Genomic DNA, 14,562 nt, shown 5'->3' with positions numbered 1-14,562 from the left:
AGTGCCTGGCGTCAGGCCCGTTCAGGCAGCGCCGAGCATGCCGTGCGGGTCCAGTACGAACTTGCTGGCAACGCCTGCATCAAACTCTTCATAGCCTTTCGGTGCTTCTTCAAGGCTAATGATCTGAGCGTTGACGATCTCGGCGATGTTGAGACGCCCGTGCAGGATGGCCTGCATCAGCTGACGGTTGTACTGCACCACCGGGGTCTGGCCGGTATGGAAGGAGTGACCCTTCGCCCAGCCCAGGCCAAAGCGCAGGCTCAGGCTGCCGGTCTGTGCGGCTTTCTCGGTCGCGCCCGGATCTTCAGTGACATAAAGCCCCGGAATGCCGATGGAGCCGCCTTCACGGGTGACTTCCATCATCTGGTTGAGCACCACGGCCGGCTGCTCCTTGCCACCATGACCGACGGCTTCAAAGCCTACTGCGTCGATGGCGCTGTCCACGCTGGGCTCGCCGACGACGGCGGCGATCATCTCACCGAGACGGTCGTGCTTGTTCAGATCGATCGGTTCAAAGCCCATCTTGCGCGCATGTTCCAGACGCTTGGGATTGAAGTCGCCGATCATGACCACGGCCGCACCCAGCAGACGCGCAGAGGCAGCCGCTGCCAGACCGACCGGGCCTGCACCTGCCACATAGACGGTCGAGCCTGCACCGACACCGGCTTTCAGAGCACCGTGGAAGCCGGTCGGCAGAATGTCGCTCAGCATGGTCAGGTCGCGAATCTGGTTCATCGCCTGATCACGGTCCGGGAACTTGAGCAGGTTGAAATCGGCATAGGGCACCATGACGTAGCGCGCCTGACCGCCAACCCAGCCACCCATGTCGACATAGCCATAGGCACCGCCGGCGCGGTCGTCGTTGACGTGCAGGCACAGGCCGGTATGGCCTTCCTTGCAGGTCCGGCAACGGCCGCAGGCCACGTTGAAGGGTACGGAGACGATATCGCCGATATCGAGAAACTCGACATCCTTGCCCTTTTCGATGACTTCACCGGTGATCTCGTGACCCAGCACCATGCCCTGGGGCGCGGTGGTACGGCCACGCACCATGTGCTGGTCGGAACCACAGATGTTGGTGGAGACCACCTTCAGGATGACGCCATGTTCAATGGGCCTGCCATTGGGCGTTTCCATTTTCGGGTAGGCAATGTCCTGTACTTCAACCTTGCCCGCGCCCATGTAAACCACGCCGCGATTGTCTGACATGCTGGAACCTCCTGGTGCCATCACTTGTGTTTAAAGAGACCAGGCCAGCAAGGCGCGTTTTTTGCACTAAAAAGGTGCGAAAAGACGGCCAGGCGGATGCCTGGAGGTCTAGAGTGGATCAGCGGAGAAGGGGAGAGTTGTCCGTGCGCGACGTCGCAAGGTGGCTGGGCGACGTCGTTATCCGATGGTCTTATGCCTGTCGCTTAATGACAGCCATGTCGCAAATACACCAGGCGGTGACGTCGGCAAGCATTTCGGGGCAGGGGAGCAGCGATACCATCGCAACAGGATAGCGTGCGACAGAAAGGCGCGGCACCGCATTCGACCCATTCAGGATAATAAACGATTTGATGATGATAGGAGGCGTGATGCTTCATCATGGTTTCTCCCCCAGCGCTCAACTGTCTGACTACGACACGGACCTGGCCGAGGCGATCGCTGAAGAGACACAGCGACAGGAAGCGCATATCGAACTGATCGCTTCCGAAAACTACGCCAGTCGCTACGTCATGCAGGCCCAGGGCACGCAGCTCACCAACAAGTATGCCGAGGGCTATCCGGGCCGTCGCTACTATGGTGGCTGCGAGTTCGTCGACAAGGTCGAGGCCATGGCGATCGAGCGTGCCTGCGAGCTGTTCGGTGCCCACTATGCCAACGTCCAGCCGCACTCCGGTGCCCAGGCCAATGCCGCCGTTTTCATGGCACTGGTCAATCCCGGCGACACCATTCTGGGCATGAGCTTGGCCCACGGCGGGCACCTGACGCACGGTGCCGCGCCGAACTTCTCCGGCAAGAACTACAACGCCGTGCAGTACGGCCTGAATGCCGACACCGGTCAGATCGACTACGACGAAGTGGCAGCGCTGGCACGTGAGCACCAGCCGAAGATGATCATCGCCGGCTTTTCCGCCTATTCACGCGTGATCGACTGGCAGCGCTTTCGCGAGATTGCCGACGAGGTCGGTGCGTATCTGATGGTTGATATGGCGCACATCGCCGGTCTGGTAGCCGCCGGTCTCTACCCGAGTCCGCTGCCTCACGCCCACGTCGTGACCACGACGACCCACAAGACACTGCGCGGCCCGCGCGGCGGGTTGATCCTGTCGGCCGACGCCGATGAGACGCTGTATAAAAAGCTCAACGGCGCGGTTTTCCCGGGTCAGCAGGGCGGACCGCTCATGCATGTGATCGCGGCCAAGGCCGTGGCGTTCAAGGAAGCCATGACCACGGAGTTTGCCGACTATCAGCGCCAGGTGATTGCCAATGCGCGTGCCATGGCCGGCGTGTTTATTACCCGCGGCTTTGATGTGGTCTCCGGCGGCACCGACGACCATCTGTTTCTGGTCTCGCTGATCAAGCAGGGCGTGACCGGCAAGGACGCCGATGCGGCACTCGAGCGTGCCTGTATCACCGTCAATAAAAACGCCGTACCCAACGATCCGCAAAGCCCGTTTGTCACTTCGGGACTGCGTATCGGGACCCCGGCAGTCACCACGCGCGGGTTCATGGAAGAGGATTGTCAGGCACTGGCGTCCTGGATCTGCGACATTCTGGATGTGCTCGCAGAGCAAAATGACACCGACGCGGTCGAGCGCGATGTTCGTGGCAGGGTGGAATCCCTGTGTGCACGTCATCCCGTCTACGGCCAGAGCACCGACCGGGCGAATCAGCGACTCGAGAGTGAAGCCTCCGTAGTCTGAACACGGCCGACAGCAGGCTCCCTCGGGGCCGATCAAGGAGAAAGCTCATGCAACGTTATTCCGGCTTCGGACTGGTTAAACACGCGTTCGGTCACCACGAAAACTGGGAGCGCCAGTGGCGCAACCCCGAGCCCAAAAAGCAATACGACGTCATTATCGTCGGTGGTGGCGGTCATGGCCTTGCCACGGCCTACTATCTGGCCAAAGAGTTTGGCGTCAAAAATGTTGCCGTCATCGAAAAGGGCTGGCTGGGCGGCGGTAACACCGCGCGTAACACCACCATCGTGCGCTCCAACTATCTGTGGGACGAAGCGGGACGGCTCTACAACCACTCGCTGGATCTGTGGAAGGGGCTGTCTCAGGATCTGAACTACAACGTCATGTTCTCCCAGCGTGGCGTGCTCAATCTGGGTCACACCCTGCAGGACATGCGCGACATTCAGCGCCGCGTCAACGCCAACCGTCTCAACGGCATCGACAGCGAAGTGGTCACGCCGCAGCAGGTCAAGGAGATCGAGCCCGAAATCGACATCACCAACCGGGCGCGCTATCCGATCATGGGCGCGTCCTGGCAGAAAAGTGCCGGTGTGGCCCGCCACGATGCGGTGGCCTGGGGCTATGCCCGCGGCGCCGACTCTCACGGCGTGGACATTTTGCAAAACACCGAAGTGACCGGCTTCAAGATTCGTGACGGCAAGGTGCTGGGCGTGCACACCAACCGGGGCGACATCGAAGCCCATACCGTGGGCTGTGTGGCCGCGGGCAACTCGGGCGTGCTGGCCAAAATGGCCGGCATCAAGCTGCCGCTGGAATCCCACCCGCTGCAGGCGCTGGTGTCCGAGCCGCTCAAGCCGATTCTCAACACGGTCACCATGTCCAACCACGTTCACGGCTACGTGAGCCAGTCCGACAAGGGCGATCTGGTCATCGGTGCCGGTATCGATGGCTATCTCGGCTACGGCCAGCGCGGCAGCTATCCGACCATCGAGCACACCCTGCAGGCCATCGTCGAGATGTTCCCGATGTTCTCGCGAGTGCGCATGAACCGCCAGTGGGGCGGCATCGTCGATACCTGCCCGGACGCCTGTCCGATTCTGTCCAAGACGAAGGTCAAGGGTCTGTATTTCAACTGCGGCTGGGGTACCGGCGGCTTCAAGGCCACCCCCGGTTCGGGACACGTTTTTGCTGCAAGCCTTGCCAAAGGCGAAATGCATCCCATCGCTGCGCCCTTTTCCATCGACCGTTTCCATACCGGTGCGCTGATCGATGAACACGGCGCCGCTGGCGTGGCGCACTGAGGAGAGCCCAACATGTTTTATATCTTTTGCCCCTACTGCAAGGAGCATCGCGAGGAGGAGGAGTTTCATCCCCGCGGTGAGGCCCACCTCATGCGTCCCGAGGACCCGGACAACACGACCGACGAAGAGTGGGGCGACTACCTGTTCTTCCGTGACAACCCGCGTGGCATCCACCACGAGATGTGGGTGCACTCGGTCGGCTGTCGCAAGTTTTTCAACATCACCCGCAACACGGTGACCTACGAAATCCTCGAGACCTATCCGATGGGCGAGCAGCCGACCATTACGGCCGACAGTCCCGACATTCGTCACGAGCAGGGCGCCCAGGTAGCCGACGGTGGCTGGCAGACCGTCGGCGCCCGGCCCGAGAACAAGGCGCTTAACGAGGAGACCTCGTCATGACCCAGACCAACCGACTTTCGTCAGGCGGGCGCATCGATCGCTCCCACGGTCTCGAGTTCACCTTCAACGGTCAGAGCTATCAGGGCTACGCCGGTGACACCCTGGCCTCGGCGCTGCTGGCCAACGGCGTGGATATCATCAACCGCAGCTTCAAGTACGCTCGTGCCCGCGGCGTCGTCGCGGCCGGAGCCGAAGAGCCCAATGCCGTGGTGCAGCTGGGCGCGCGGGAAGAGACCCAGGTACCCAACGTGCGGGCCACACAGCAGGGCCTTTACGACGGTCTGGTGGCGCGCAGCACCAACGGCTGGCCCAACGTCCAGCGTGACGTGATGAGCTGGGTCGGCAAGCTGGGCGGCAATTTCATGCCGCCGGGCTTTTACTACAAGACGTTCATGTCGCCGGCCTCGATGTGGATGACCTATGAAAAATACATCCGCATGGGCGCCGGCCTGGGTCGCGCGCCGACCGTGGCCGACCCGGACATCTACGACCACATGCACCATCACTGTGACGTGCTGGTCATCGGTGCCGGCCCGGCCGGTCTGGCGGCCGCGCTGAGTGCCGCCCGTGGCGGCGCCCGCGTCATGCTGTGCGATGAACAGGAAGAGATGGGCGGGTCGCTGCTGGACAGCCGCGACACGCTCGATGGCAACGCTGCCGTGTCCTGGGTCGAACAGACGCTCAACGAGCTGGCGTCCATGGAGACCGTGACGCTGCTGCCGCGTACGACCGCCAACGGCTATCACGACCACAACTTCATCACGCTGCACGAGCGTCGCACCGAGCATCTGGCCGACACTGCCAGTGACGCCGGTTTCCAGGGCCAGCCCCGTGCAAGGCTGCATCGCATTCGTGCCACCCGTGTCGTGCTGGCCAGCGGCACGCATGAGCGCCCGGTGGTGTATGCCAACAACGACCTGCCCGGCAACATGGTGGCCGGTGCCGTATCGACCTATATCCGTCGCTACGCGGTCGTGCCGGGCAACACGCTGGTGCTCACGACCAGCAACGACCATGCCTATCGCGCCGCGCTGGACTGGCAGGAAGCGGGTCGCAAGGTCGTGGCGATCGTTGATGCCCGCCCCAATCCGGATGGTGATCTGGTACGTCAGGCCCGTGACAGCGGCATTCGCGTGATTACCGGCAGTGCCGTCATTGAGGCGAAGGGCGCGCAGCGTGTCAGCGGCGCCCGTGTCTCGGCCATCGATCTGGATCATTTCGTGGTCACCGGACGTATCGAAGATCTGGAGTGCGACACCATCGCAAGCTCCGGCGGCTACAGCCCCGTGGTGCACCTGTCGTCGCATACCGGCACGCGTCCGCAGTGGAATGAAGAGCTGCTGGGTTTTGTGCCTGGCGAGGTCAAGGGCATGATCAGCGCCGGCGGTGTGACAGGCCGGTATGGACTGGAAGAGACGCTGAGCGACGGCGCTCGCGCCGGTCGCCAGGCCGCCATCGACAGCGGCCTTGATGAAGCCGAAGAGCTCAAGCTGCCAACGATCAAGGCGCGTCGTGACGGCCAGGCCTGTGCGCTTTATCAGGTGCCGCACGAGAAAAAGGGCGCGCGTGCGCCCAAGCAGTTCGTGGACATGCAAAACGATGTCACGGCCTCGGCCATCGAGCTGGCCACCCGTGAAGGGTTCGAGTCCATCGAACACGTCAAGCGCTATACCGCGCTGGGCTTTGGTACCGATCAGGGCAAGCTGGGCAACATCAACGGCATGGCCATTGCCGCACGCTGTCTGGGTCGCTCGATTCCGGAAGTGGGCACCACGGTCTTTCGTCCCAACTACACACCGATCACCTTTGGTGCCATCGTGGGCCGTCACTGCGACGAGCTGTTCGACCCCAAGCGCTACACCGCGCTGCATCAGTGGCACGTCGAAAACGGCGCCGAGTTCGAGGACGTCGGTCAGTGGAAGCGTCCCTGGTACTTCCCGCGCAACGCCAACGGCAAAAAGGAAAACATGCATGACGCCGTGGCGCGCGAGTGCCTGGCCGTGCGTGAAGGCGTGGGGATTCTGGATGCCTCGACGCTGGGCAAGATCGACATTCAGGGACCGGATGCCCGTGAGTTTCTGGGCCGCGTCTACACCAACAAGTGGGCCAAGCTGGAGCCGGGCCGCGTGCGTTACGGCCTGATGTGCAAGGACGACGGCATGCTGATGGACGATGGCACCACCAGCTGTTTGGGGGACAACCATTTCCTGATGACCACCACCACCGGTGGCGCGGCCGCCGTACTGGAGTGGCTCGAAGTCTGGCATCAGACCGAATGGCCGGAGCTGCAGGTCTATTTCAACTCGGTGACCGACCACTGGGCCACCATGACCGTGACCGGGCCCGACGCGCGCAAGCTGATGTCGGAAGTCACCGACATTGATCTTGATCGTGAGAAGTTCAAGTTCATGGACTGGAAGGAAGGCAACGTGGCCGGTGTGCCGGCGCGCGTGTTCCGTATCTCCTTCACCGGTGAGCTGGCCTATGAGATCAACGTTCAGGCCAACTATGCCATGCAGGTCTGGAAAACCCTGTTCGAGCACGGTGAGAAGTACAACCTGACGCCCTACGGCACGGAAACGATGCACGTGCTGCGCGCCGAGAAGGGGCTGATCATCGTCGGTCAGGACACCGACGGTTCGGTAACGCCTGAAGATCTTGGCATGCACTGGGCCATCGGCTATGACAAGCCGTTCCACTGGATCGGCAAGCGTGCCCTGAGCCGCCCGGACACCATGCGTGGCGACCGCAAGCAGCTGGTGGGTCTTAAGCCGAAGGATGCAAGCGTTGTGCTGGAGGAGGGCGCCCAGATCGTGCTCGACCCCAATCAGGGCATCCCCATGAGCATGGTGGGCCATGTGACCTCGAGCTACTACAGTCCGGTGCTCGACAGCGGCTTTGCACTGGCCGTGCTCAAGGAAGGCCGCGAGCGCATGGGCCAGACGGTCTATCTGCCCATGTCCGATGGCAAGGTGCACGAGGCCGAAGTGGTCAGCACCGTCTTTATCGACCCCAAGGGAGAGCGCCAGAATGTCTGACGTCAAGGAATTCCAGAGTCGCCCGACCGACACGTCACAGGCCGAGTCACCCCTGGAGTGGTCGCTGCACGAGCAGAAATCGCTGCCGCACGCCTCCAACCCGGGCGTGACCCTGAGCGAGAAGCCCTTCATGGGGCACTTGATCCTGCGCGGCGGCGCCATCGTGATCGATGAGGCGGTACGCGACGTGATGGACCTGGCCCTGCCGGCCAGACCGCACGCGCTGGTCAGCGATGACAGCGGCGAGCGCTCGATCCAGTGGCTCTCCCCGGATGAGTGGCTGGTCATCGTGCCCGGTGGCGAGGAGTTTGAGCTGGAGCAGAAGCTGCGCCAGTCGCTGGGCCAGTCCCACTTCAGCATCGTCAACGTCAGCGGCGGTCAGACCGTCATGTCGCTCAAGGGAAATCGGGCCCGTGAGGTGCTCATGAAGTCCATTTCCTACGATGTGCATCCGCAGGCGTTCCCGGTCGGCAAGGGGGTGTCCACGGTGTTTGCCAAGGCCACCATTATCCTGCGTCGGCCCGAAGAGAACGGCTGGGAGCTGATCATTCGACGAAGCTTTGCCGACTACTGCTATCGCTGGCTGCTTGATGCCTCGAAAGAGTATGGCGTTCGCGTCGTACGCTAGGCCTCAAAGGGCCGGAGGCACACGCCTCCGGCCTTTTTTATGCGCTAAAGGAACAACAAGAGAGACGTCATGACCCGAACCGCCGATACCTGGATTCTTGCGGCGCAGTGCCCCAGCCTTCTGGGCACCGTGGATGTCGTCACGCGCTTTCTCAAGGAGCAGCGCTGCTACATCACTGACCTCAACTCCTTCGATGACCGCGTCAACGAAGGCTTTTTTATTCGTGCCGAGTTTCGCCCGCTGGAAAACGACTTCAGCAGCGAGGCCTTTGAAAAAGAATTTGGCGAGCGCGCGGTCGATTTCGACATGTCCTTTGAGCTGACCCCGCCCAACAAGCGCACGAAAGTCGTGATCATGGTCTCAAAGGCCGATCACTGCCTCAACGATCTGCTCTATCGCTACCGGACCGGTCAGCTGCCCATGGAGATCTGCGCCGTCGTCTCCAACCATCCGGATCTGGAGCCGCTGGCCCAGTGGCACGGCCTGCCCTGGTATCATCTGCCGGTCACGCCGGAAACCCGCGAGCAGCAGGAGCAGCAGATCCTCGACATCGTCGAACAAAGCGAGGCCGAACTGGTGATACTGGCGCGCTACATGCAGGTGCTGTCAGCGCCCATGTGTGATGTGCTGGCCGGACGCGCCATCAATATCCATCACTCGCTGCTGCCCGGTTTCAAGGGCGCCAAACCCTACCATCAGGCCTATGAAAAGGGCGTGAAGCTGGTGGGGGCCACGGCGCACTACATCAACAATGACCTTGATGAAGGGCCCATCATTGCCCAGGGGGTCGAGACGGTAGACCACGCCCACTACCCGGAAGATCTGGTGGCCAAGGGGCGCGATATCGAGTGTCTGACCCTGTCACGCGCGATCGGCTATCACCTGGAGCGGCGCGTCTTTCTCTACTCGGGCCGAACGGTGGTGCTCGGCCACTGACAGGGCACCAAAAACGCCGCCCGGCAGGGCCATGCCGGGCGGCGTCAGACAGGTTTGATCACTTACTCATTGTTGGGCACATCATCGAGTTCTTGTCGCCAGTGCTGCAGGGTACGGCGCTGGCGGCGCTTTCTGAACTGCTCGGTACGGGCGTCATCCGGGATCAGCAGGATGGGACCCTCCTCACCCTTTTCGATATGAAACGTGCGCCGGGCACCGACCTGATGGCTCTCTGAGCCAAAAATGGCGATCAGGCTGACCTCGATGCAGGCCAGTTCTTCCTCACCGGCGATATCGTATCGCTCGTCAAGCTCGAGCCCTTGCTCAAAACATGCCTGGCGCACCATATTGCCAAAGGTCCCGACCTCCATATAGCCGCCCGACACCATGGGGCCTTGACGCGTAAATTCCTGAAGGCTGGCATCCACGCCCTCATTCTGGCGAACGATGGCGACCGGCTGGCCGGTATTATCCACCACGTCGGTGACGTTACAGAGCCACTGGCGCTGCGACGTCGTGATGCGCATCATGACCAGATCAATAAAGACGCTTTGCTTGCTCATGTTGCTGAGCAGACACACCGAGTTGATATCGCGTCCCTTGCCCCGATTGATGATGATCTGCGAGCGGCGCTGCATGCGAAAGTTGTGCAGCAGAAGCTGCAGATAGGCGGCCCAGATGATCAGCATGCCCACGCTGGAAAGACCGCTGAACACGGAGGCGTTTTCGGTGGTCCATTGCCACAGATCATCCAGCGAGGAAAACATTTAGAGACTCTTTAGGGGGTTGGGCGCGACATTCAGCCTGCGCGCATCATGAGGCCAGTTGAAGGTTGACCGGCAGCTTCTCGTTGATGTGAAGATAACTATTATCGAAATCGGCAAATGCGACCAGCTGGTGCCAGTCGATGATGGTCAACGTTTTGCGATACAGCGATATCAGCTTCCGGCGTCTTAAAAGCTGCAGGGAGCGGTTAAGGTGCACAGGCGACAGCCCCAGGGCTTCGCTCAGGGCCACCTGAGTCAGCGGAAAGTACATGCTGTTGCCCTCAACCCGGCCAATGATGACACAGCGGGTGAAGAGCTCACAAAGCAGATGGGCCAGGCGCATGGCCGCCGGGCGGCGGGTCATGTTCAAAAGCCACTCCCCCATGATGGCCCTGTCCACGACCGAAGACCAGGCCTGGCCGTGGGCAAGGCCGGAGCCCGGCGTCAGCCGCGAGAAAAACTTCTGACGATCCAGGCGGGTAATGCGCATGTCGGACAGTGCCCTGATGCCGTGATCAAGCGGGTACTGAACACAGGAGAGGTCTTCGCACTGATCGCCGGGCAGAAGAAAGGCAATGACCTGATCCATGCCGTCATGGGCACTCTTGAAGCGACAGGCCCACCCCTCGGTGACGATGTTGATGGTGTCTGATGTGTCACCCGGGCTTGCCAGCGTCTGCCCCCGACAAACGTGATACTTGCTGTCGACACAATCCTGTATGGCCGCCTTTTCTTCCTGAGTCAGGCAAGAGTAGACGTTCATTTTGTTGATAAATGAAAACATGAGCCACCTGCCCGTTGGTGCCCTCAAAAGTGCTCGACCGGCTCGGCGACAGAGCTGGAAACAGGTCGCTCTGCGTGCCGAGGCTGAGCTCTGCGTCAGTCGTGCCTTCCGGGATGCTGTCAGTAATGACTATCGCTTTGAAGCCCGTTTTTACGACAAACAGTGTCTGAAATACTTCAGCAGACAATATAACCTGCCGCCTGTGTGTCGTATAAATAACGCATGTTGTTGTCGGACGGTGGCGTGACGGTTCCGGGCTCTTTTTTAGTCATTCAGACAATGCATTTCTGAAATCAGCAATCTGACACTGTGCAAGCATTGATGCCGACAGGGCCGGGCAGGCGCTTTTATATGACAGTTGATCGGCGCTTTTCAGCGTCGTTTTCAATGGTCGATTTATGGGAAAAGGACTTCAGTACTTTACGAATCGGGAAGAAAGAAGGCGTCAGCACATCGAGCCATTGGGCAGAGCGTATGGGATAAAACATGCGCTGGTAGATGAATTATTCGATGTGTTTCAGGATCAACAGTCCGGCTTCAGGGCATTGTCGGGATCTGTTTGAACAGGTAATAACGTTATGGTCGTTTTGTGATCAAAATCGGTCGAGAAAAGGCGTGACTTCTTCGGCAGTGCCTTCGGCGCAACGGCCACGCCCTGTCATGTTGACCGGGCGTGGCTTGCTCTAACCGGGGTATCTCAGACTCGCTGCGTCCGCCAGGCTCTGGCCCCCAGCACCACCAGCGTAACCGCGGTCAGGGGCAGGGCATACATCAAAACGGCGTCACCCAAAAGCGTGGCGCTGTCCTGATGGGTCGAATAGAGCACCAGATAGCTGGTGTAGGCCACGTAATAGATGAAAAACAGCAGCCCCTCCCAGCGCTCGATACAGTAGCCGGTAAAGAAAATCGGCAGACAGGCCAGCGACACGGCAATCATGACGGGGAAGTCAAAGACCAGCGCGTTATCCGGCACCGGGATGCCGCTGGGGGCCACCAGCGCGGCCAGACCCAGCACGCACAGCAGGTTGAAAAGACAGCTGCCGACGATGTTGCCCACGGCGATGTCGCGCTCGCCCCGGGCGGCCGCCATGATCGAGGTGGCAAGCTCTGGCAGAGAGGTGCCAACGGCCACGACGGTCAGCCCGATGACCAGATCCGACAGCCCCAGCGCACGGGCAAGCGAGGTGGCGCCCTCCACCAGAAAGTGGGAGCCGGCCACCAGCAGCACCAGGCCGGCCACAATCATGATCAGATGAATCACCCAGGCCATCGGATTACTCGATGGGGCAGGCTCGGCCTCGGGGTGCTCCGCGGCGGCGGCCTGCGCTTGTCTTTTGCTCTCGCGCATGCTGCTGATCACCATGAACACCGTATAGCCCACAATGCAGGCAAAGAGCAGTGCGCCATCGAGCCGGCTCAGAACGCCATTGGCCCCCAGCGCCCAGACCAGCAGGCCGGCGCCGATCATCAGCGGCACATCCAGGCGAATGAGCTGGCGCGAGACCATCAGCGGGGCGACCAGCGCCGTCAGCCCCAGAATCAGCAGGACGTTGGCAATATTGCTGCCCACCACGTTGCCCAGTGCCAGATCACCGCTGCCGCTGAACGCCGACTGGACGCTGACGGCGGTTTCAGGGGCGCTGGTGCCAAAGGCCACGACCGTCAGACCGATCACCAGCGGCGGAATACCAAACAGGGCGGCCAGCTTCGAGGCGCCGCGAACCAGCACCTCGGCCCCACCCACCAGAAGCACCAGGCCGGCAACAAGATAGACAAGGGTCATCAACGTCATACAAGGGCTCCCGGCAGGTGATGTCATGGTCTGAAACGGATGCGACCGTTCTGGCTGCGATCATGGGTGAGGATAACCGGGAATGCCAATGGCAGATCGATATTGAGGAAAATGATTCATTGGTTGCCGGCACGGGCAGACGCAAAAAGGCCCGATCGCTGGCGTATCGGGCCTGAACAGGTGAGTGGAACGAACGGTATCAGCGTTTGGCGGTGGTATCGTCGTTTTCAGAGCGCTCAAGAAAGGTGGTCGTTATCGTGGGAAGATGCTCTTCCAGCCATTTCGCCATGGCCTCTTCCTCCTTGAGAATACGTTCAAGGGAGGCCCGAACCTCCGGCTCGCCCAGATAGTCGGCCGCGCCCATCAGTGCGCGATAGTTGGCGATCTCGAAATGCTCGAAGGCGTAGCTGGCCGAGCCGCCCTTGACCACTTCATCGCTGGTGAACATGCCCCCCATGCCCTGAGCCATGGCGGCCATCTTGCCGCCCATGTCCTTGAAGCTGGAGGTGCTGCCATCCAGCCGCTCGATGCACTCCTCTAAAAGGGCGGCCTGGCCCCGGGTCTCCTCGATATGCTGTTCGATGCGGGCATGAAGTTCGGGGTAGTGCTCAATGCGTTTGGCCTGTGCCGTGAGCATGGTTTCTGCCTGCTGCTCCATGGCATGCGCATCGCGCAGCCAGTCCATAAAGTGAGCTCTTGCATCCGTTGCCATGTTTCGATCTCCCTGTCCCTGCCAGCGCTGGCCGACAGAAAACGTGACACAACGCGTGAAGGCATGGCTGCCACGAGGCGGTCATGCCGGGGGTAACGCTGTCAGAGCTGTTCCTTCTGGGCGCCCGAACCGGGTCTGGCCTTGCCCAGACTCGGCACCTGCCCCAACGGTTCGGGCTGCTGCTTGAAGGTGAAATTGCTGCGACCGTCCAGCGAAGGGCCTTCGCTCCAGCGCCCCTGAGGGGCTTCCTTGTCGAGCAGCGTGTTGAGGAAATAGTACGAATGCTCGGTGGCCTCGTGTTCTTCCGGCGTACTATTGGGGATCGGCAGGCTCGCCTGCAGACCGCCCAGATCCTCGATCACGGCCAGCCACTGCTGCTGGTGATAGGTGTCGCGGGCAATCAGAAACGACAGAAAGTCCTTCATGCCCTTGTCCTCGGTCCAGTTGTAAAGCCGGCTGGCCAACACGCGGCCGCCGGCCTCGGCGGCCACGTTGGCCTGCATATCGGCAGCAATATTGCCGGTGGCATAGACATGGCTCATGTCAAAGGGCACGCCGTTGGCGTTGACCGGCATTGCCGACAGGCCCGATGAGAGCAGATGGCGCGGGTTGGCACCGCCCAGAATCGCGTTGATGATCGGGTCCTTCGCCGACGCTTCCTGATAGGAGATGGGCGCGCCTTCCAGGTTCAGCGCCACGGCATGGCCCAGCATCTCGATATGGGAAAGTTCCTCGGTCGCCGTGGACATCAAAAGATCACGAATGCGGTCATCGCCCCGGGCGCCCATGGCCTGGAAGAAATACTGCATGGCGACACGGATTTCCCCTTCGATGCCCCCGATCGCCTGCTGAAGCAGCATGGCAAACTGCGGGTCAGGCGTGTCGACGCGAACGGGATACTGAAGCTTTGAAGAGTGATGAAACATGAATACCTCCCTGCATGGATATTTAAACCACAAATAATTCAATAAAGTGACGCGAAGAGGGCTCACAAAACACCTCGCAAAGCTCCGTAAAAGTACCTGATGATCAGGACCCTGAGAGCCCATGAGCCAACCTTCTCGGATGCCATGAAGGCCCTGGTATTTTGCGGGCGACTGTACTGAGCGTGGGCAGAAAGGCAGGAAACAGCAAAAATTATAAGGTGTTTTAATATAATTAAATGTGTCTTTTTGAACCGTATTAATTAACGACAAGGCGCTTTTTAAACGCTGTACTACCCGCTGCGATTTCTGGTCGATTCCTTACGCTTTTCCATTAAAAAGAAGCGTCGGTTTTTTGATCGGCACTGTCGAG

12 protein-coding genes are annotated in these 14,562 nt (G+C 60.5%); 6 read left to right on the top strand and 6 right to left on the bottom strand.

Annotated elements, in window-relative coordinates:
* Positions 1–21: 21 nt before the first annotated feature.
* Positions 22–1,209: a formaldehyde dehydrogenase, glutathione-independent gene (fdhA, locus tag ACS92L_RS11015; RefSeq protein ID WP_115853936.1), complete on the bottom strand. Its 1,188-nt coding sequence runs from the start codon at positions 1,207–1,209 to the stop codon at positions 22–24.
* A gap of 368 nt (positions 1,210–1,577) precedes the next feature.
* Here fdhA and glyA point away from each other — a divergent pair, with 368 nt between their 5' ends.
* The 6 genes from glyA (at position 1,578) to purU (ending at position 9,211) form a co-directional block, all read left to right on the top strand.
* Complete coding sequence (glyA, locus tag ACS92L_RS11010; protein WP_438764892.1) at positions 1,578–2,909, top strand: serine hydroxymethyltransferase; 1,332 nt, start codon at positions 1,578–1,580, stop codon at positions 2,907–2,909.
* 47 nt (positions 2,910–2,956) lie between these two features.
* A complete protein-coding gene (locus ACS92L_RS11005) occupies positions 2,957–4,207 on the top strand; it encodes a sarcosine oxidase subunit beta family protein (protein WP_438764890.1) in 1,251 nt (416 codons plus the stop codon).
* Positions 4,208–4,219: 12 nt separating this feature from the next.
* On the top strand, positions 4,220–4,609 hold the full coding sequence (locus ACS92L_RS11000) for a sarcosine oxidase subunit delta (RefSeq protein ID WP_438764888.1): 390 nt from the start codon (positions 4,220–4,222) through the stop codon (positions 4,607–4,609).
* Positions 4,606–7,647 (top strand): sarcosine oxidase subunit alpha family protein, encoded by a 3,042-nt coding sequence (locus ACS92L_RS10995; protein WP_438764887.1) that lies wholly within the window; start codon positions 4,606–4,608, stop codon positions 7,645–7,647. The genes ACS92L_RS11000 and ACS92L_RS10995 overlap by 4 nt, the downstream gene beginning before the upstream one ends.
* Positions 7,640–8,275 carry a sarcosine oxidase subunit gamma gene (locus ACS92L_RS10990; protein ID WP_438764886.1) on the top strand — a complete coding sequence of 212 codons (636 nt, stop codon included), beginning with the start codon at positions 7,640–7,642 and terminating at the stop codon, positions 8,273–8,275. The genes ACS92L_RS10995 and ACS92L_RS10990 overlap by 8 nt, the downstream gene beginning before the upstream one ends.
* A 69-nt stretch (positions 8,276–8,344) precedes the next feature.
* A complete protein-coding gene (gene purU / locus ACS92L_RS10985; RefSeq protein ID WP_438764885.1) occupies positions 8,345–9,211 on the top strand; it encodes a formyltetrahydrofolate deformylase in 867 nt (288 codons plus the stop codon).
* A 62-nt stretch (positions 9,212–9,273) separates the two neighbouring features.
* On the opposite strand, the gene ACS92L_RS10980 is transcribed toward purU, so the two are convergent.
* From ACS92L_RS10980 to ACS92L_RS10960, 5 genes are all read right to left on the bottom strand, one after another.
* Complete coding sequence (locus ACS92L_RS10980) at positions 9,274–9,978, bottom strand: hypothetical protein (protein ID WP_438764883.1); 705 nt, start codon at positions 9,976–9,978, stop codon at positions 9,274–9,276.
* Positions 9,979–10,024: 46 nt separating this feature from the next.
* On the bottom strand, positions 10,025–10,762 hold the full coding sequence (locus ACS92L_RS10975; RefSeq protein ID WP_438764881.1) for a Crp/Fnr family transcriptional regulator: 738 nt from the start codon (positions 10,760–10,762) through the stop codon (positions 10,025–10,027).
* Between the two features lie 697 nt (positions 10,763–11,459).
* A complete protein-coding gene (locus ACS92L_RS10970) occupies positions 11,460–12,554 on the bottom strand; it encodes a calcium/sodium antiporter (protein ID WP_438764879.1) in 1,095 nt (364 codons plus the stop codon).
* 199 nt (positions 12,555–12,753) lie between these two features.
* A complete protein-coding gene (locus ACS92L_RS10965) occupies positions 12,754–13,266 on the bottom strand; it encodes a ferritin-like domain-containing protein (protein WP_438764877.1) in 513 nt (170 codons plus the stop codon).
* 101 nt (positions 13,267–13,367) lie between these two features.
* Positions 13,368–14,192, bottom strand: a complete 825-nt coding sequence (locus ACS92L_RS10960; protein ID WP_438764875.1) for a manganese catalase family protein — start codon at positions 14,190–14,192, stop codon at positions 13,368–13,370.
* Positions 14,193–14,562 lie beyond the last annotated feature (370 nt).

The organism is Kushneria halocnemicola, from assembly GCF_965650455.1.
In the GTDB taxonomy this organism is placed as follows: domain Bacteria; phylum Pseudomonadota; class Gammaproteobacteria; order Pseudomonadales; family Halomonadaceae; genus Kushneria.
Note: the sequence above shows the minus strand (reverse complement) of the source record. Positions and strands in the feature narration are given on the sequence as shown.